This is a genomic window from Marinobacter xestospongiae, assembly GCF_023156385.1.
Lineage (GTDB): Bacteria > Pseudomonadota > Gammaproteobacteria > Pseudomonadales > Oleiphilaceae > Marinobacter > Marinobacter xestospongiae.
Map to the genome: position 1 here is coordinate 24,479 of NZ_JAKZAK010000017.1, position 19,157 is coordinate 43,635.

Below are 19,157 nucleotides of genomic sequence, written 5' to 3' on the forward strand. Positions count from 1 at the left end.
TTGCGTTACTGCGCCGGAGCACCTGGCTGCGGCGGCTGCCCCTGCATCTGCTGCTGCATGGCACGCATGCGACGATCCAGCTCATCCCGCTGGTCCTGGGTGAAAACGCTGTCTACCCGTGCCTGCATCAGGGTCGACAACGCGGAAATCTCACCAGAGAGTTCGCCCAGTTTGCTGGCCTGCTCACGAATGCTGGCTTCGTCGTAGTCCGGCTTGATCTCGTCCTGCAGCTGCTGCTGGAGGCTGCGTGCTTCCATCTGCAGGCTCTGGATCTCACCCTGGAGCTCTTCCAGAATGCCGCGGATCTCGGACTGCTGCTCGTCACTCAGCCCCACCATCTGGGCCAGTCGATCGACCTGATCCGGCTGTTGCTGCGACTGCGCCCAGGTTGGCGCCGCGAGACCCATGGCCATAACCAGGGCTCCAACCAGGTGTGCGAATGTCTTGACTCTCACCATAACTTGGCACTCTCCGTTAATGCTTGCTATCCATACATTGGCTTGCACGGTCACGTTCAGTGTGTCGTGAACTCCGGAACCGCCACCCTAAAGCAAAGCCCCACCCGGTTTCACCCCGGGACCTGTCATTTTTCCACACAGGTCACAGCCGGTGTGGGCCCTCCCCCCGCCATACGGGGGCTGACGCCGATGTGAAAATTTTGTCATTCCCCGCCATAATGGCGCGATTCAGCCAGTCACCGGAGACATTCCATGGCCATTAACTGGTTTCCAGGGCACATGCACAAGGCCCGCAAGGAGATCAAAAAGATCATGCCGCAGATGGACCTGATCATTGAGGTCCTCGACGCCCGCCTGCCGTTCAGCAGCGAAAACCCGCTGGTACCGGCTCTGCGCGGCGATACGCCGGTGATCAAGGTGCTCAACAAACGGGATCTGGCCGATCCGGACAGGACCGCCGAATGGCAGGCCTACCTGGAGCGGGAACGGGGGGTCACGGCGATTACCCTGAGCCACAACCAGCGTCAGGAGGCCCTGGGAATCCTCCGCCTGGCCAATGAGCTGGTGCCGAACCACGACCGCCAGACCAGCGCCCTGCGGGTGATGATCCTGGGCATTCCCAACGTCGGCAAGTCCACCCTGATCAATACCCTGGCCGGCCGACCAGTGGCCAAGACCGGCAATGAGCCGGCGGTCACCAAGGCCCAGCAGACCATTAAATTGCCGGACAACATCCTGCTGTACGACACCCCCGGGTTTCTCTGGCCCAAACTGTCCCCGGAAGCCTGCGGTTATCGGCTGGCGGTATCGGGTGCGATTCGCAGCTCGGTGATCGACTTCGAGGATGTCGCCCTGTTCGCCGCCGATTACCTGCTGGAAGCCTATCCCGAGGTGGTCCGGGACCGTTACGACCTCGACACTCTTCCCAGCTTCCCCAGCGACGGTATCGCGCTGATGGATGCCATTGCCGAGCGCCGCCGATTCTTTGGCCGTGGCGGCATTCCCGACCTGCACAAGGTGGCGGAGGTGCTGCTCAACGAGCTGCGGGCGGGCAAACTTGGTCCGATGACCCTGGAAACCCCGGCGATGGTGGAACGCGAACGCCAGCAGGCGGAACAGGCTGAGGCGGCCAGGGAAGCCAAGAAGGCAGCCCGCCGTCAGCGTGACTGACAGCGGCAAACTTCAAACCCGCCGGCCAGCACGTAGGCCGAAGGCAGGGCGTCGTACATCTCGCGGGCGGTGCGTACCAGGTGGGGCTGATCGTAGAAGCCCGCGTCCACCGCCAGCTGCGACAGCGTCATCCCCGGCTGCCAGCAGGCCAGGGCCCGGTTCAGTTTGAGATGCAGCAGGAACCGGCGCAGGGACACCCCGGTATCGTGGCGGAACAGGTGGCTGAGCCGTGAGCCCGACAGCCCGACCCGGGACGCCAGTGCAGCCAGGTCGAGGCGATCCGGCAGGGTGTCCCGGAGCTGCCGGCAGGTCGCGGCAACCCGCTCATCCAGCGGCGTCACCACGCCTTCAAGCCGGGTGACGTAAGCCGCCAGCCAGTGCGCCATGGCGCTGCAATCGGTGCCTGAGGCCGGCGAAGGCCAGTGCTGCGGCAGCGGCAGATCCACACTGACACCGCCATCCAGACGCCCCATCAGCCGCCGCCAGAGCGGGCAATCCGGGTCCAGCTGACTGACCCAGAGCGTGCCCCCCAGCGGGTCCAGCGCCTGAACCACATCCGGTGCCACCAGAGCCGCCCGGGTCCGCCGTTGCCGACCATCGCACTGCAACAGAAACTCTCCCTCCAGCCCGACCAGCAACGACGCGCTGATGTGGCGGTGGGGATCGTTCGGTAACAGGCGCCCGACCACCTGCCAGTGGTCGGGCCAGACATGAAGGTGGCCCCGCCAGGGAACGGGGCCGGTTGCGGACTGCGGCATAGGGCGACGGCCAGTGGTGATCGACAGGCCCTCAGCTTACCGCATTTACCCCCCTCAGTGGCCCTGGGCATGGCGGACCGGCAGCCCCAGTTTGGCTGCAAACTCGATGCTGACAAACACCGGGCCGATGAGCAGGAACACCAGGTCCTCGATAAAGGACGGTTTCTTGCCCTCCACCTTGTGGCCCCACACCTGGCCGATCCAGGCCAGAACCCAGACCGCCACGCAGATCCACAACAGCGGCCAGCCCGCGCCCTGAATCGCCAGGATGATCCACACCGACAGCGCAAACCACCCCACCATCAACACAAACACCCAGGGCGACAGCCGCAGGTACAGGATGCCAGACAGCACTCCCAGCAAGGTCGCGCCATTGACCCAGCCGGCCCAGGCCGCTGACAGCCCCAGCCACTGTCCCAGCGGCACCAGCCACAGCAGACCCAGGGTGGACACCAGAATCAGCGGCACACAGACAATGTGAACCCACTGGTTTACCGGATTGCGGTGGCTCTCGCCGTAGTCAGACAGGAAACGGGACAGGGAACGCACGGTGATCTCCTCTTGTTTTGTTGTTGATCGCTCCGGGCAGATTAGCAGCGTAGGGTGCCGCAGCCTTGTACGCAGTGGTTACGCGCCTGCGGGCTGTCGGGTCGCCCTACCGTACCAAGGTCAAATACCGGAACCGCTCGAAAGTTCCTAGAATGTTGCCATCGCAACGAATACAGCCCGGTGACCGGCAACCGCCGAACCGGACAGGAGGAAAGTTATGAGACGCGTTGTCGTCACCGGCATGGGCATCGTGTCCTGCCTGGGCAACTCGGTGGACGAAGTGGCTACCAGCCTGAAAACCGGCCGCTCCGGCATCCGCTTCAACGAGCGCTATCAGGAACTCGGCTTCCGCAGCCAGGTCTCCGGCTCGGTGGATGTGGACACCGGCACCATCGATCGCAAGATCCGCCGGTTCATGGGTCAGTCCGCCATGTACAGCTACCTGGCGATGGAACAGGCCATTGCCGCCGCCGGACTGACCGACGACCTGATCTCCAACGACCGCACCGGTCTGATTGCCGGCTCCGGCGGCGCCTCCTGCGCCAGCCAGGTGGAAGCCATCGACGCCATGCGGGAGAAAGGGGTCAAACGCATCGGGCCCTACATGGTGCCACGGATCATGACCAGCACCGTGTCTGCCTGCCTGGCCACCGCGTTCAAGATTCGTGGCGTCAACTATTCGATGTCGTCCGCCTGCGCCACCAGCGCCCATTGCATCGGCCACGCCATGGAGCAGATCCAGGCCGGCAAACAGGACATTGTCTTCGCCGGCGGCGGGGAAGAAGAGGATTGGAGCCTGACCATGCTGTTCGACGCCATGGGCGCGCTCTCCACCAAGTACAACGAAGCCCCGGCCACCGCATCCCGGCCCTTTGACAGTGGTCGTGACGGCTTTGTGATCGCCGGCGGTGGCGGCATGGTGGTGTTGGAAGAACTGGAACACGCCCGCGCCCGTGGCGCCCACATCATCGCCGAACTGACCGGCTATGGTGCCACCTCGGACGGTCACGACATGGTGGCCCCCTCAGGTGAAGGAGCGCAACGCTGCATGCGCCAGGCCATGGCTACCGTCGATGGCCCCATCGACTACATCAACGCCCATGGCACCAGCACTCCGGTTGGCGATGTGGCGGAAATGGGCGCGGTACAGGCCACCTTTACCGACCAGATCCCAGCCATCTCCTCAACCAAGTCGCTGTCCGGCCATTCCCTCGGCGCGGCGGGCGTGCACGAGGCGATCTATTCCCTGCTGATGCTGCAGCATGGCTTTATCGCCGGCACCGCCAACCTGGCAGACCCGGATGAGAAAATCCGTGACCTGCCCATTGTTGGCCCGCAGTCCCGGGATGCCGACCTGCGTACGGTGATGTCCAACAGCTTCGGCTTTGGCGGCACCAACGCATCCCTGATTTTCCAGCGCCTCGACTGAGGGGCGCAGGTAGTCGCCTGCCTGCCGAACGACAGGAAACCGGGAGCTTCTGCGCAAACTCGAATCGCTCCGGCGCAGTCCGGGGCGGTACGTGGTTCAGAGGCTGCCTAGGAAACTAACGAAACTGATCCCAGGTCAACGATAACCGTTGGAATCCCGGTCCTTTCGTATTAATGTACGCATTTGATATGCATCAAATTCGGCAGTAGACGCTATGGAACAGACCATCAAGATCGGCAAATCCCCGACACTGAAGGCATCGTGCCAACAGTGCAGCCTCAGCAACCTGTGTCTGCCGCTGGCCGTCAGCGATCAGGACCTGGCCAGGCTGGAGGATGTGGTTCAGCAGGGTCGCATCTATAACCGGGGGGATTATGTGTTCGAGCAGAATGCGCCCTTCCGCTCCTGTTTTGCGGTTCGCAGCGGTGCCATCAAGACGTCGATCGTGACCGAGAACGGTGATGAACAGGTCACCGGCTTTTTCCTGCCAGGCGAACTGGTTGGCCTCGACAGCATGAGTGGCACTCACTACGCCTGCTCCGCCAAGGCCCTGGAGCGCACCAGTGTGTGCGAACTGCCGATGGACCATATGGAAGAGCTGACCCACAAACTGCCGGGCCTGCAGCATCACTTCTTCCAGTTGATGAGCCAGGAAATCCAGAGCAGCCATCAGTTGGCGATGATGCTGAGCAAGCGCACGGCGGAGGAACGTATTGCCAGTCTGCTGCTGTCACTGTCCAGCCGCTTCCAGCGTCGCAAGCTGTCAGCCACCCATTTCAACCTGCCGATGGCCCGCAACGACATTGCCAACTTCCTGGGGCTTGCGGTCGAAACCGTCAGCCGGGTGTTCACCCGTTACCAGAACCAGGGCCTGCTCAAGGCCCGTGGCCGTGATGTTGAGCTACTGGACATGGATGCCCTGCACGCCATCGCCCAGGAGGCCTCAGACGCGCCACCGTGCCGCTGAGCATCACACTCACGCCGGTGGCGTAGAGAACACCGACGCCATCCGGCGCCAGCCTCAGTCCTCCCGGATCTGGCCGACCGTTTCCCGATCCGGCGCCCGGGCACTGATCAGCGCCAACTCCTCATCCAGCATCCGTCGCCAGGGCAACTGCTTGATGCCGAAGGTATTGCGGATCTTGGTGCAGCCCAGGGTGGCATTCTCCGGCTCCAGCGCAGCCCACTCCGGCACCTCGTCCACCACCCGGGTTCCCTCCGGCAATCCCGCCAGCTCGGCGATCGCCAGTCCCAGCTCATAGTGAGAGATTTCCTCCGCACCAGCATACTGGAAGGTCCCCCACACCTCCGCACCGCAGTCAATCTGCTGCAAAATCGCCACAATCACCCGCGCCAGATCCCGATAGGCCACCGGCTGACCGTGATAGCGGCTCGACAACGGCAACATCGAGCGATCCAGCGCACTGTCCTGAACCTTGCGAATAAACCGACCCAGGCTCCAGCCCGTGCGCAGGATCAGGTGACGCGGCAGTAGCGTACGCAGGGCCTGCTCACATTCCCACTGCCAGTTGCCCAGTTGACTGAATGGCTGGCCGGGGTTCGACGCCAGATAGGCACTCTGCTTGCGGCCATCGAAGACATAGCAGGACGACAACTGAACCAATGCCATGCCATGCTCACGGGCGTGCTCCGCCAGCGCCATCGGCAGCGAAAACGCGGTTTCTCGGGCCGCTTCCGGATCTGGCTCGGCCACCTCGGGATCAGCCTGCCAAAGGGCGTTGACGATCAGGTCAGTGTCCGCCGGCACCCAATCGGCCAGGGCCGAGAGGTTGGCGTTGCCGGGTTCGCTGATCAGCAGCGGGCTGATGTGCAGGGTGGTCTGTTTGAGCTGCTCCAGCAACACCCGACCAAGGGGACCATAGTCATGGACAACAAGCACGTTCACAGGGAAACTCAGACTCCAAGCAAGTGATTTCAGCGCGGCCACGCCGGCGCCTGAGGCCATTTCGGCCAAGGGATATGGTGCTACTGTAAGGCCTTATCGGCCGTGGAGAAAGCCCGTATCACGATCGCAGTTCTGACAGCCGCCGCCCTGCGTCCCAGCCAATGCCGGCAACCGCCCACCCACTACAATATCGGGCCCGAAGAGCATACAACAATGGGAAACGCCATGCTGAAAGCGCAAAGCCACATCGTCGCCCCAATTGACGACGAACTCCGCACCCGAGCCCTGTACACCGTCGGTGAGATCCGTAACCGCGGCAAGGCCGACAAGGAAGCCATTGACCAGCTCTACAACCTGATCGTCGACCTGACCGAATCCGGCCTGGACTTTTTCTTCCTCGAACCGCTGCGTCGCCTGAATGCCGGCAGCATGGTGATGGGCATGGCCCGGATGGGAATCGGCAGCATGCTCAAAGGCAGCAAGATGGTGGTTCACAAGGTGCTGAAGAAGCTCGACGAACGCAGCCTGGTGAGCATCCTCGACTTCATCGAGGAAATCATTCACGAGCCGGAAAATGCCGAAGCCTAGTGTCCGGTGTCCGGCTCGGCACCGGAATAGATCCGCGGCACCCGGGCGGTAACGCCGGTCAATAGCTCGTAACCAATAGTGCCCGCATGTCGGGCCACTTCGTCCACCGGCACCTCCGCGCCCCACAACTCGACCCGATCCCCGGGGCTGGCGTTTGGGGCGCCGGTCAGATCCACCGCCAGCATGTCCATCGACACCCGCCCGATCAGCCTAACCCGCTGACCATTGATCGCCGCCGGCGTACCGGTGCCGGCGTGGCGAGGGTAGCCATCGCCATAGCCGACGGCAACGATCCCCATTCGCGTGGGCTGTTCGGCCCGCCAGGTTTCGCCGTAACCCACAGCATCCCCGGGGTTCAGCCAGCGCACAGCGGTCAGCTCCGACTCCAGCGTCATCACCGGTTTCAGCCCCAGCTCGGCCCCGCAGCGTTCCGCCATTGGCGAAGCGCCGTAAAGCATGATCCCTGGTCGACTCCAGTCAAACAGCGGCTGATCAACGCGGAAATGGGCGGCGGAGTTGCCCACACTCAGCAGTGCCTCCGGCCAGGGCGCGACGGCATCCTGGAAATAACGGGTCTGGCTCTCGGTGGTTTTCCGGTCGGGGTCGTCGGCAGCAGCAAAATGGGTGACAAAACCAAGGAAGGCGCCGCGCCCGGCATCCGTCAGCGCGCGTACCGAGGCCATCACTGCAGGCAGCTCAGCGGCCCGAAAGCCCAGCCGGTTCATGCCACTGTTGACCTTGATCCAGAACGCCGGCACCTCGTTACCGGCGGCCAGCCAGTCGAGCTGGCGCTCGCAGTGAATCACCGGTTCCAGACCCAGCCGAACGCAGGTCGCCACATCCTCGGCGGCATGCACGCCCTGCAACAGCACCACGGTTTGGTCCAGCCCGGCCTCGCGAATGGTCAACGCCTCCTCCAGGCAGGCAACGGCAAAACGCTCCACCTCCCCGGCCAGGGCCTTCGCCACGGCGGCAATACCGTGACCGTAACCATCCGCCTTCACCACCGCCATGGCGCGGGCATGACCCGCCAGGCGGGCGGCCTCACGATAGTTGTGCCGAAGGGCATCCAGATCGACCCGCGCAACGGTTGGTCTAGGCATGGCGCATTACCCTGCTGATCATCCAGACTGCGACCTCAGTATTCGTCCCCGTAATCGCCATGGGCGAGGTCTTCAAACTTGGTGTACTTACCCACGAACGCAAGCCGTATGGTGCCAATGGGACCGTTCCGTTGCTTACCGATAATGATCTCGGCCACCCCTTTGTCCGGGGTGTCCTCGTTATAGACCTCGTCGCGGTAGACGAACATGATCACGTCGGCGTCCTGCTCGATCGCTCCGGATTCCCGCAGGTCCGAGTTCACCGGTCGTTTGTTGGGGCGCTGCTCCAAACTCCGGTTAAGCTGCGACAACGCCACCACCGGACAGTTGAGCTCCTTGGCAATCCCCTTGAGGGAGCGGGAGATCTCGGAGATTTCCGCAGTACGCCCTTCGGTATTGCCCGGCACCCGCATCAACTGCAGATAGTCGACCATGATCAGGCTGAGCTTGCCGCCATTCTCCCGGGCCACACGACGGGCACGGGAGCGCAGTTCGGTGGGACTCAGGCCAGCGGTATCATCGATGTACAGCGGCTTGTCCTTCAGCAGTGACACCGCCGAGGTCAGCCGGGGCCAGTCGTCCTCTTCCAGCTTACCGCTCCGGATTTTGGTCTGGTCGATGCGCCCCAGTGACGACAGCATCCGCATTACGATGGAATCGGACGGCATCTCCATACTGAACACCAGGATCGGCTCACCGGTTTTCAGCAGCGCGTTCTCCACCAGGTTCATGGCGAACGTGGTCTTACCCATGGAGGGACGACCGGCCACAATGATCAGATCCGCCGGCTGCATCCCCGAAGTGCTGTTGTCGAGGTCCCGAAAGCCGGTGGTCAGGCCGGTGATGGCATCGCCGGATTCAAACATTTCTTCAATCCGTCCCAACGCCGTGGTCAGGATCGGGTTGATGCTTTTCGGTCCGGCATTCTGGGTGTTGCGGGATTCGGCAATCTTGAACACATTCCGCTCGGCCTCATCCAGCAATTCATCACTGGTGCGCCCAAGTGGATTAAACGCCGAATCGGCGATGTTGCCGGACACTTCTATCAGGCTGCGCAGTACCGAACGCTCCCGCACGATCTCGGCGTACGCCCGAATGTTGGCCGCGCCCGGCGTCTTCTCCGCCAGCTCGGCCAGATAACCCAGGCCGCCGGCGTCTTCGATGTCCCCGGCCCGCTCCAGGAACTCCGCCAGGGTGACCACGTCCAGTGGCTCACTGTCACCTGCCAGCCGCTCGGCTGCCGCGAAGATCAGGCGATGGTCCTGACGGTAGAAATCCGTCGAGGTGATGATCTCCGACACTTCATCAAAGCGGCGGTTGTCCAGCATCAGGCCACCAAGCACCGCCTGCTCGGCTTCCAGCGAGTGCGGAGGAACCTTGACGCGGGAGGTTTCCAGGTCAGTGGATGCCGCTTTCAGATTGGAATTGGCCATGGATTCTCTTCAGTAAAAAACGTTCGGGATCATTGCGACAGACGGGACACTAGCATACCAGAAAGCAACAGGCCCGGAATCCGCTTTCGCGGCCCGGGCCTGGGCGGTGACCCACAAGGGATCACCAAAGCAGTCTCCGGCACAGGGCCGGGGCCGAATCACTCGGCGACGACTGCAACCTTCACTTCGACGGTTACGTCGGTGTGCAGCTGAAGCTCGATGTCGTACTCGCCGACAACCCGCAGCGGGCCTTCCGGCAGACGAACTTCGCTCTTCTCAACGTCGGTACCGGCGGCAGTGATTGCATCTGCAATGTCACGCACACCGATAGAACCGAACAGCTTGCCTTCGTCACCAGCCTTGGAGGTGATGGTGAAGGAAGCGCCTTCCAGAGCTTCGGCGCGGGACTGGGCAGCGGCCAGCTTTTCAGCGGCAGCTTTTTCCAGCTCGGCACGACGCTCTTCGAACGCCTTCAGGTTGTCTTCCGTGGCAGCAACAGCCTTGCCGTAGGGAAGCAGGAAATTACGACCGTAACCGGCCTTTACCTTAACCTTGTCACCCAGTGAGCCAAGGTTTGCAACTTTCTCGAGCAGAATAACTTCCATCTCGTTAACCTCTTCGTGCTTTATTCAGCCGACCCGGAGGACTTGATTCGCCCCCGGATATCCAGCCAGCTATCCACAAACGCCACAACCAGTAACAGAAACATCAGACTCGGACCCAACAGCATCAGGGCCACGTAAAACATTACCAACCAGTGACTGCCCATGCCCCGCAGGGCGACAACACCGTGCACCAGGCCCAAGGCGGCCAGGAACAGCGGCAACCCTGCGGCCCAGGCCAGCAACAGCGCGTTCAGGCCAAGGTAGGGCCCGGCCACTATTGCCAGCACGCAGCCCAGAGCCACCGGCACTGACAGCCTCAGGGAGTGGAACTCCCGCTGGAAACCACCAGGGTTGTCCAGCCCGGCCTGCCAGGACCTGGCCAGCATCGTCATCCCGATGCCCATGGCAAGGAACATGCCCGCCATGCTGGCCACCATGGTCTCGCGGATCACTGTCTCCAGCTGCCCGCCAGCCACCGGCGCCTCGACCTCGTAGCTCTGGTAGAACTCAACACCGGCCTGAACCAGCTGGTCCAGGAGCCCGGAGTAAAGAATCGGCAGTAACGCCCCCATCACCAGGGTCAGGCCGGCTCCGCTGAGCAGTGCCTTCTCCCAGGACAGGGAGGCCCGCAGAACTGCGGCCATCACCATCACCAGGAGCAACACCGACACCGCGGTGGGGTCCTGCCCCACCCAGGCCCAACCGAGCCCGGGCAGCAATGCCCAGAGGCCGATGCTAAGCCCCTGGCTGATGCCGAGCCGGAGAATCACCAGTCCAACGACGGCGGCTCCGACCCAAAACAGCAGGGGGACTGTCATGGCAATCGCTGCCACAGCACCCGCCTGCAGGGGACCTCGCATTACAAACTGTGCTAGAGCACGCATGGTCCCAAGTCCTGTCTAGATTTCCTGCAACTTAGTTGTCGTGGCTGTCCGAGTACGGCAGCAGTGCCAGGTAGCGGGCACGCTTGATAGCGGTGGCCAGCTGACGCTGATAACGTGCTTTGGTGCCGGTGATGCGGCTGGGCACGATCTTGCCGGTTTCAGTGATGTAGCCTTTCAGGGTGTCCAGATCTTTGTAATCGATCTCCTTAACACCCTCTGCCGTGAAGCGACAGAACTTACGACGTCTGAAAAAACGAGCCATAACTAACTCCTCAACTCAAAAAGTGATTTTACTCTTTGTCGCCCTGGGCTTCGGCCGGACGGCGCTCGCCGGATTCGGCGGAACGGCGCGGACGCTCATCTCCACCGCGACGGTCCTCGCGGGACTCAGCCGCCTTCATCGGAGACAGGTCAGTCACAGCCTCGTCGCGACGGATGATCAGGTCGCGAATGATGGCGTCGTTGAAGCGGAAGTTGTGAGTCAGCTCGTCCAGTGCGGTCTGTGAACATTCAACGTTCATCAGCACGTAGTGAGCCTTGTGGATCTTGTTGATCGGGTATGCCAGGTGACGACGGCCCCAATCTTCCAGGCGATGTACCTGACCGCCATCTTCGGTGATGACGCCGGTATAACGCTCGATCATCGCGGGCACCTGCTCGCTCTGATCCGGATGTACCATGAATACGATTTCGTAGTGACGCATGAGTTCTCCCTACGGTTTGAACAGCTTCCGACAGCCCCGCGCTGTTGCGACAGGCCCGGCAAGAAGCAAGGAGGCGGCAGCGCTTGGCTGCCCGTGTTCATCGGCTTTGTGAAAAGCCTGACGCGCCCTGCCATGAACAAAATTCAGACAATAACACGCCACCCCCGAAAAAAGGGGTGACGCATTTTAGGCGGGTAGACGGTGCTATGCAAGTCTTTGTCGCAGGGCCTCGTATAGACAGACGCCGGTTGCCACCGACACATTCAGGCTGTCGACATGACCCTGCATGGGAATATTGATCAACTGGTCGCAATGCTCACGGGTCAGCCGACGCATACCCTTGCCCTCAGCGCCCATCACCAGCGCCACCGGACCGGAGAAGTCAGCCTGGTAAAGCGAGGCCTTGGCCTCCCCTGCCGTGCCGATCAGCCACACCCCCTGCTGCTGCAGGTTGCGCAACGCCCGGGCGAGATTGGTGACCCGCACCAATGGCACCGTCTCGGCGGCGCCACAGGCCACTTTGCGTGCGGTAGGACTGAGCGAGGCGGACTTGTCCTTGGGCACAATCACTGCCTGGACCCCCGCCGCATCGGCGGTTCGCAGACAGGCCCCCAGGTTATGGGGATCGGTGACACCATCCAGCACCAGCAGGAACGGCGGCTTGTCGGACTGTTCCAGCATCGCCAGCAGGTCATCCTCGCTCCATTCACGACTCTTGCCAACCTGGGCAACCACCCCCTGATGCACACCGGCGACCCGCTCATCCAGCTCACGACGGTGAACCACCTGCCAGGGCACACCCAGCTCATCCAGCGCAGCGGTCACTTCCTTGACCCGACGGTCCTGACGACCGGTCTGAATCCACACCGCCTGTAGCCGCTCCGGCTCCCGCTTCAGTACCGCCTCAACGGCATGCCAACCAAAAATAAACTCTTCAGACACGTTCGTGCGTTCCTCAACTGCTCGTCGTGGCCGGCGCGCTGGGCAAACAGCCCTGCACCGACCAGGCACCATGCTTTACCAGGGCTTCTGACCACGTTTGCGGCCACCGGACTTGTCCGCCTCCTTGGCGGCCGCTTCCACCAGCTTTTCCTTCGCGCTTCTGGGTCGCTCTTTTTTAGCCTTGCCGGACTTGGCGCTCTTGTCAGGCTTGCCGGCGGCCTTGTGCCCCTTGCCGGAACCCTTGCGTCCGGACTTGCCGCCGCCCTTGTCCTTGCGCGCCCCGCCATCGCGGGAGTCCGCCATTTCCAGGGCCTCCCGGTCAGACTTGCGTCGCCGCGGTTTACTGAGCAGCTCCAGATCAATCTTGCGCTCATCCAGATCCACCCGCACCACCTGCACCCGTACTTCATCACCGAGCCGGAAGCTGACCGCAGTGCGTTCACCCACCAGCCGGTGTTTGGCGACGTCGTGGTGATAGTAGTCACCACCCAGGGTGGAGATGTGCACCAGTCCTTCGATGTAGATGTCCTTGAGCTCGACAAAGAACCCGAACGGCACCACAGCGGCAATGACGCCGTCGTACTCTTCACCCACCCGGTCCCGCAGGTACTCACACTTGAGCCAGGCCATGACATCGCGGGTGGCATCGTCGGCCCGCCGCTCCGTCATCGAGGTGATCTCGCCCAGCTGGGTCATCCGCGCCAGGTCGTAGGGGTATTCCGCCAGATTGGCATCCCGCTGCCCGGGCTGCTCCACCCGCTTGCGGGTCTCGGCACTGTGAATCACCGATTTGATGGCGCGGTGGACAATCAGGTCCGGATAGCGGCGGATGGGCGATGTGAAGTGAGCGTAGCTGGCAAACCCGAGCCCGAAGTGACCGGACTCCTCGGGGCTGTATACCGCCTGACTCAACGACCGCAGCATCACTGTCTGGATCACCTGAGCATCGGGTCTGTCAGCAACCACTGACAACAGCGCCTGATAATCCGCCGAGGTGGGCTTGTCACCACCGCCGAGCTGCAACCCCAGCTCCCCCAGGAACAGCCGCAAAGCCCCCAGCCGTTCTTCCGACGGGCCATCGTGAACCCGATACAGTGCCGGCAGTTTGTGGTATTTGAGGAACCGCGCTGCCGCCACGTTGGCGCACAGCATGCACTCTTCCACAATCTTGTGGGCATCGTTGCGATGCACTGGCACGATTTCCTCAATTTTCCGCGCCGGATCGAAGATGATCCGGGTCTCGGTGGTTTCGAAGTCAATCGCACCGCGTTCCGTGCGCGCCTGACGCAACACTTTATAGAGGCCGTAAAGGTCGTGCAGGTGCGGCAGCACCTCGGCGTACTGCTCGCACAGACGGTAGCCCGGCTCGGAGTCCGGCCGCTCCAGCATGTCGCTGACCTTGGTGTAGGTCAGCCGGGCGTGACTGTGCATCACCGCCTGATAGAAGGTGTAGCCGCTGATGTTGCCCGCCGCGCTGATGGTCATGTCGGCCACCAGGCAAAGACGATCCACTTCCGGATTCAGCGAGCACAGGCCATTGGAGAGCTTCTCCGGCAGCATCGGCACGACATGGTCCGGGAAGTACACCGAGTTACCACGGTTCAGCGCCTCTTCATCCAGCGGACTGCCAATGCGCACGTAATGGGAAACGTCAGCGATGGCGACAACCAGGCGATAACCACCCCGGGACCGGCGCTCACAATAGATGGCGTCATCAAAATCGCGGGCGTCCTCACCATCGATGGTCACCAGTGGCAGCTGCCGCAGATCCACCCGGTTGGTCTTGTCGGCCTCGCCCACTTCGGCCGGAATGGCCGCCGCCTGCTCTCCGGCCGCAGGCGGCCAACTGTGAGGCAGGTCGTAGGAGCGTATCGCCACCGCGATCTCCATACCCGGCGCCATGTGATCTCCCAGCACTTCAATGATCCGGCCGGTAGGCTTGGTGCGGGGCGTTGGCTGCCGGAGAATCTCCACCACCACATACTGGCCATGGTAGGCATCGGCGCAATGCTCTTCGGGAATCAGCACTTCATGATTGATGCGGGCGTTTTCGGGAACCACAAAGGCAACCCCGCTTTCCCGGAACAGACGGCCAACCACCTGCGCGGTTCGGGCTTCAAGCACCTCAACAATCACGCCCTCGCGGCGGCCACGGTCATCCACTCGATCCACCCGGGCAGCCACCCGGTCGCCATGAAACACCTTGCGCATCTGCCGGGCGGTGAGAAACAGGTCGGAGCCACCGTCATCGGGCACCAGGAAGCCGAACCCGTCCCGATGCCCCATCACCCGGCCACTCACCAGGTCGGCCTCATCGATAGGCAGGTAGGCCCCGCGACGGTTGCAGATCAGCTGGCCGTCACGGCACATGGCGATCAACCGGCGGCGCAGGGCCTCAATGTTTTCCGGGGTGGTCAGGGCGAGCTCGTCGCACAGGGTCTCATGACTGGCTGGCGCTCCGCGCTGCCGCAGGTGATCCAGGATAAATTCCCGGCTCTGGATGGGATTGTCGTACTTCGTGGCCTCACGGTTGGCGTGAGGGTCCTTGTCTGTCTTCTTTCTGGAAGCCATTCGCTACCTTTTCCTGGGGTCACGCAGCCACTTGGAGGCTGGCGACCGATTCAATGTGACTGGAGTATAACTCTCACTATCAGTACCTGCGAACCAATCCAAAAATTTTTGAGGAAAACGTTTGACAGCCCTTACACGAATCCGTAAAGTACGCGCCATCGGTTGAGACGAACACCCCAACCGACGGCAGAACTGCCAAGTTTTCAATAAGCTACATCTTATAAAGCTTAGTGATTACAAAACGGCAAACCTGCAAATCACCTGCCGAGGTGGTGAAATTGGTAGACACGCTAGCTTCAGGTGCTAGTGGGGGCAACCCCGTGGAGGTTCAAGTCCTCTCCTCGGCACCATTCCTTCCTTCAAGGAATGGCGATTAAATCTCCCTCATAATTTAATGCAAAGCAGACGAAAGTCGCCAGATGTGACTTCAATCGTCGCTGCCTTCCGTTGTACCTCAGAGCTTGCACTTCAGAACTTGCACTTCAGAACTTACTGTCGACTGCTTCCTTCATCTGGCAGCGCCTGTCAGACGGACCCGGAAACACGGTCTCCACTGCAAAAAAACGTCATTAACGCAAAAGCGGGCTTGAATATCAGGCGAGTTTCATTATCATAGCGGTCGCTTGCCGAGGTGGTGAAATTGGTAGACACGCTAGCTTCAGGTGCTAGTGGGGGCAACCCCGTGGAGGTTCAAGTCCTCTCCTCGGCACCATTCCCTTCCCCAGGGAGTGGTCAGCAGCAACGAAGACATCCCGTCTGAACTTCGTACTTTCCCAAGCCCCCAAACAACAAACCACCACCGATCCACGCCGGTGATGGCCCGCTTTATCCGTGTCCGATCAGTTAATCAGTTCACACCACCAGCCAGAATCTCAGAAAGACGTTTGTACCCCCGATTGATCCGGCCGAACAGCGCCCCTGGCGAGGAGTCCTCGTTGCGACCGCAACTCTGTGGCCGGGTGTGCAGGGTCAGGAAGCCCTGTTCGATCAGATTGGGCTGTTCCGGTTCGATGATGCCGTCCTCCGACTGGTAGAAAAACTCCCACCGAAAGCCAGCCTGGCCGTCCAGCGCCGGCACCGCCGCCAGGCGATCGTCGAGGAAGCTGTAACTCAGCAGCCGCTGACGCTCCTTGCGGGTGTCGAACTCCAGCAGCAGGGTTTCGAACAGGTCCGGTTGCGGCTCAAATCCGCTGAACTGATAGCTCTGCTGGGCCGACACGACTCGCGGCGGCAGTTGATCGGCATCATCCAACTGATCAAGGCAAGACACCAGCTCTCCGGTCAAATCCAGCGCGGCCAGTTCAACGCCGTCTTGCAGTAGGCGATAGCCCAGGAAGGTCTCGCTGGCATTTTCGTAATCCGGCACCAGGGTGCGTTCGCCATCAGTGATGGACAGTACCCGGCCCGCATTCAGCGACCACTGATAGCTGCGGGCCGGCTCACCGTCGAGGGCATCAGTCGCCGCAAGTTCAGGGTGGCAATCCGTTGTCGTGTAGAAGCGGGCAGTGCGGGTTGCCCAGTCAATCTCCAGCACTTCGTCGACGCCGTCTTCCTGCAAATACCCCATGCTGAGCTGAGAAGCGGAAATGCTCGGCAGCCACTGGGTGCCGGTAGCCGCCATTTCGCCGCCGGCGTTGGCCAACCGCGCCAACTCCTGCATGGAGGGTGCCATGCAGCCATTGGCTTCAATCCGCACCAGTTGTCCCGCCGGGTTGTAGCTGTAGGCAAGCTCCGCCGAGCGCTCCAGCCCGGAACGCGAAGCCGGCAGCGCACCGTCCTCGCTGTGGGCAAACACCACCTCGGTGGCCAGCACCACCGGGTTCAACAGGTCCAGTCCCTCCACCGGCAGCTCAATCGCGTCGATATCGACATTTTGGTAACGACCGGCCGGCGCCGCTTCATCGACCCGCTGCACCAGTGTCGCCGCGTTGCGGATAAACGCCACCGCCAACACCTTGATGGCGTTGATGTCCAGCAGCCGTTCGGTGCCATCACCGTTGGCCAGGGCTTCACTGGTGCCCTCCGGGAACTGCGCCGCCAGGAAGCGGGCAAACACCCGGGCGTAGGCGTAGGCGCGGTCATCGCCGGCCTTCAGGTAATCCTGCCGCGGGTTGGAGTGACGAAAGGCATCGGCCAGTGTCGCGTTGGCTTCAAACTGACCAGCGAGGCCTGCCAGTGCCCGGAACCGCTCCAGGGAGGTCAGCGGGCTGATCAGTCGCACACCCGGCGGTGCGGACATCATGAATGCCTTGTCCAGCACCACACCACCACGGCTCTGGTCGGTCGTACGGCCCGGCAGGATGGTGGCGTAAAGCGCGTAGTCCCTCGGGTCCAGGTCCGGCCCGACCGTCGCGTCCAGCTGCAGCTCGGAGGTGTCCAGCTCAAAGCGACCGTTATCACCGCTGAGGGCAGTAGGCTCGCCATTTTCCAGGGTCACCACCGTGCCGGATTCCAGCGTGATCTCCAGCGGCCCAGCGGTCACCTGACCATCGCCGTCAATATCCAGCCACACCCGGGCCTGGCTGAGATAGCCATTCATCACCGTGCCGGTGTAGGCGCCCGGCTCGATATAGTCGCCGGAATCAAAATCCCGGCCATCTTCGGGCGGCGGAGTGGATTCGTTCTTGCAGCCGGTAAGGCTGAACACGGCCAGGGACAGGGCCAGGGGGAGCAAACGCGTCATGACGGCAACCGATTATCCTTATTAGTGGTTGGGATTCACTCTAGGGAAGTTTACCGGCGGGAACCTTGATAGGCTTGGCAAATTGTAAAGAAGGGTAACCGGGCAGCAGCGCTTGGCCTGCCCGGCAATGTCGTCGGTAGCTCAGAACGAGCGGGCAACGATCTCTTTCATGATTTCATTGGTGCCGGCGTAGATCCGCTGCACCCGGGAATCGGCCCAGGCCCGCGCGATGGGGTATTCCCACATGTAGCCATAGCCGCCGTGGAGCTGGACACACTCGTCCATCACCTTGCACTGCAGATCGGTGGTCCACTGCTTCAGCATGGCGGCGGTGGGGATATCCAGCTTCTTCTCCAGGTGCAACTCCAGGCAACGGTCAACGAAGACCCGCGCGGCGGTGATCTCGGCTTTCATTTCCGCCATCTTAAAGCGGGTGTTCTGGAAGGCGATCACCGGCTTGCTGAACGCCTTGCGTTCCTTGACGTAGTCCAGAGTCCAGCCCCAGGCCGCCTCGGCAGCCGCAACCGCCGTCAGCGCCACCTGCAGGCGCTCCGCCGGCAGTTCCTGCATCAACTGGAAGAAGCCCTGCCCTTCCCGGCCACCCAGCAGGTGGGTCTCCGGAATCCGGACGTCCTGGAAGAACAGCTCCGAGGTATCCTGGGCTTTCATCCCCACCTTGTTGAGGTTCTGCCCCTTCTCAAACCCTTCCCAGGCACATTCCACCAGGAACAGGCTGGTGCCCTTGGCGCCTTCCTTGGGATCGGTCTTGGCCACCACCACCACCAGATCCGCCAGCTGGCCATTGGTGATGAAGGTCTTGGAGCCGTTCATGACGTAGTGGTCGCCCTGCTTGACGGCATTGGTCTTGACCCCCTGCAGGTCGGAGCCGGCGCCGGGCTCGGTCATCGCAATAGCCCCTACCATCTCACCGCTGACCAGCTTGGGCAGGTAATGCTGTTTCTGTTCTTCCGAACCGTAGTGGAGGATGTAAGGTGCAACGATGTCGGAATGCAGCCCCCAGCCAATGCCGGAAAGTCCGGCTCGGGCCAGCTCTTCCATGATGACGGCACTGTAGCGGAAATCGGCGCCCACACCGCCATACGCTTCCGGCATGGTGGGGCAGAGAAAGCCCAGCTCACCGGCCTTGGTCCAGAGTTCCCGGCTGACCTGACCGTCCTTCTCCCACTGTTCGTGGTAAGGCACCGCCTCCTGCTCCAGAAACTTGCGAACGGAGTCCCGGAAGCCTTCGAGATCGGCATCAAAGAGCGTGCGTGGAATCATGGTGAACCTCTGTGAATGACTGTCGTTGTGGTTGTTCACAGAGTCTGTGGGGGGAGCCGAATCGGCTCAATGGGCAAAAGCATCAAAAGCAGT

The 19,157-nt window shown here is 61.8% G+C and carries 18 protein-coding genes and 2 tRNA genes; 6 read left to right on the plus strand and 14 right to left on the minus strand.

All coding sequences use genetic code 11. The annotated features are described in order from the left end of the window. Positions 1-5: 5 nt before the first annotated feature. Entirely contained in the window at positions 6-413 is a 408-nt protein-coding gene (locus MLD24_RS12995; protein WP_248166991.1) for a Spy/CpxP family protein refolding chaperone, read from the minus strand. A 297-nt stretch (positions 414-710) separates the two neighbouring features. On the opposite strand from MLD24_RS12995, the gene ylqF reads away from it, so the two are divergent. Beyond that, positions 711-1,628 (plus strand): ribosome biogenesis GTPase YlqF, encoded by a 918-nt coding sequence (ylqF, locus tag MLD24_RS13000; protein WP_248166993.1) that lies wholly within the window; start codon positions 711-713, stop codon positions 1,626-1,628. Here the strand turns inward: ylqF and MLD24_RS13005 are convergent. Together MLD24_RS13005 and MLD24_RS13010 are read right to left on the minus strand one after the other, a co-directional pair. Beyond that, positions 1,616-2,386, minus strand: coding sequence for a helix-turn-helix transcriptional regulator (locus tag MLD24_RS13005; RefSeq protein ID WP_248166995.1), 771 nt, complete (start codon positions 2,384-2,386; stop codon positions 1,616-1,618). The genes ylqF and MLD24_RS13005 overlap by 13 nt on opposite strands. Positions 2,387-2,440: 54 nt before the next feature. Further along, on the minus strand, positions 2,441-2,935 hold the full coding sequence (locus MLD24_RS13010; protein WP_248166997.1) for an Mpo1 family 2-hydroxy fatty acid dioxygenase: 495 nt from the start codon (positions 2,933-2,935) through the stop codon (positions 2,441-2,443). Between the two features lie 217 nt (positions 2,936-3,152). Between MLD24_RS13010 and fabB the strand changes: the two genes are divergently transcribed. Beyond that, on the plus strand, positions 3,153-4,364 hold the full coding sequence (gene fabB / locus MLD24_RS13015) for a beta-ketoacyl-ACP synthase I (RefSeq protein ID WP_248166998.1): 1,212 nt from the start codon (positions 3,153-3,155) through the stop codon (positions 4,362-4,364). Between the two features lie 214 nt (positions 4,365-4,578). After that, entirely contained in the window at positions 4,579-5,331 is a 753-nt protein-coding gene (gene fnr / locus MLD24_RS13020) for a fumarate/nitrate reduction transcriptional regulator Fnr (protein WP_227172182.1), read from the plus strand. A gap of 54 nt (positions 5,332-5,385) precedes the next feature. Here fnr and MLD24_RS13025 read toward each other — a convergent pair whose 3' ends face one another. Further along, positions 5,386-6,270 carry a sugar nucleotide-binding protein gene (locus MLD24_RS13025; protein ID WP_248167000.1) on the minus strand — a complete coding sequence of 295 codons (885 nt, stop codon included), beginning with the start codon at positions 6,268-6,270 and terminating at the stop codon, positions 5,386-5,388. 225 nt (positions 6,271-6,495) lie between these two features. On the opposite strand from MLD24_RS13025, the gene MLD24_RS13030 reads away from it, so the two are divergent. After that, positions 6,496-6,858 (plus strand): hypothetical protein, encoded by a 363-nt coding sequence (locus tag MLD24_RS13030; RefSeq protein ID WP_227172184.1) that lies wholly within the window; start codon positions 6,496-6,498, stop codon positions 6,856-6,858. Here MLD24_RS13030 and alr read toward each other — a convergent pair. From alr to rnr, 8 genes are all read right to left on the minus strand, one after another. Continuing rightward, on the minus strand, positions 6,855-7,961 hold the full coding sequence (alr, locus tag MLD24_RS13035) for an alanine racemase (protein ID WP_248167001.1): 1,107 nt from the start codon (positions 7,959-7,961) through the stop codon (positions 6,855-6,857). The two genes, MLD24_RS13030 and alr, sit on opposite strands and share 4 nt — an antisense overlap. 35 nt (positions 7,962-7,996) lie before the next feature. Further along, a complete protein-coding gene (dnaB, locus tag MLD24_RS13040; protein WP_227172186.1) occupies positions 7,997-9,394 on the minus strand; it encodes a replicative DNA helicase in 1,398 nt (465 codons plus the stop codon). Positions 9,395-9,552: 158 nt separating this feature from the next. Further along, entirely contained in the window at positions 9,553-9,999 is a 447-nt protein-coding gene (gene rplI, locus MLD24_RS13045) for a 50S ribosomal protein L9 (protein WP_227172187.1), read from the minus strand. Positions 10,000-10,019: 20 nt separating this feature from the next. Then, positions 10,020-10,883, minus strand: a complete 864-nt coding sequence (locus MLD24_RS13050) for a hypothetical protein (RefSeq protein ID WP_248167002.1) — start codon at positions 10,881-10,883, stop codon at positions 10,020-10,022. Positions 10,884-10,914: 31 nt separating this feature from the next. Then, entirely contained in the window at positions 10,915-11,145 is a 231-nt protein-coding gene (rpsR, locus tag MLD24_RS13055) for a 30S ribosomal protein S18 (RefSeq protein ID WP_007154918.1), read from the minus strand. 28 nt (positions 11,146-11,173) lie between these two features. Then, entirely contained in the window at positions 11,174-11,587 is a 414-nt protein-coding gene (gene rpsF, locus MLD24_RS13060; protein WP_227172189.1) for a 30S ribosomal protein S6, read from the minus strand. Between the two features lie 204 nt (positions 11,588-11,791). Then, positions 11,792-12,529: a 23S rRNA (guanosine(2251)-2'-O)-methyltransferase RlmB gene (gene rlmB / locus MLD24_RS13065; protein ID WP_248167004.1), complete on the minus strand. Its 738-nt coding sequence runs from the start codon at positions 12,527-12,529 to the stop codon at positions 11,792-11,794. A 75-nt stretch (positions 12,530-12,604) separates the two neighbouring features. Then, the gene (rnr, locus tag MLD24_RS13070) at positions 12,605-15,100 is read right to left on the minus strand and encodes a ribonuclease R (RefSeq protein WP_248167005.1); all 2,496 of its coding nucleotides are present in this window, start codon (positions 15,098-15,100) and stop codon (positions 12,605-12,607) included. A 263-nt stretch (positions 15,101-15,363) separates the two neighbouring features. Here rnr and MLD24_RS13075 point away from each other — a divergent pair. Together MLD24_RS13075 and MLD24_RS13080 are read left to right on the plus strand one after the other, a co-directional pair. Then, positions 15,364-15,450, plus strand: a tRNA-Leu gene (locus tag MLD24_RS13075). A gap of 275 nt (positions 15,451-15,725) precedes the next feature. After that, positions 15,726-15,812 (plus strand) — tRNA-Leu (locus tag MLD24_RS13080). A gap of 135 nt (positions 15,813-15,947) precedes the next feature. Here MLD24_RS13080 and MLD24_RS13085 read toward each other — a convergent pair. After that, positions 15,948-17,783, minus strand: coding sequence for a hypothetical protein (locus tag MLD24_RS13085; protein WP_248167006.1), 1,836 nt, complete (start codon positions 17,781-17,783; stop codon positions 15,948-15,950). Between the two features lie 141 nt (positions 17,784-17,924). Further along, positions 17,925-19,064 (minus strand): acyl-CoA dehydrogenase family protein, encoded by a 1,140-nt coding sequence (locus MLD24_RS13090; RefSeq protein WP_248167007.1) that lies wholly within the window; start codon positions 19,062-19,064, stop codon positions 17,925-17,927. Positions 19,065-19,157 lie beyond the last annotated feature (93 nt).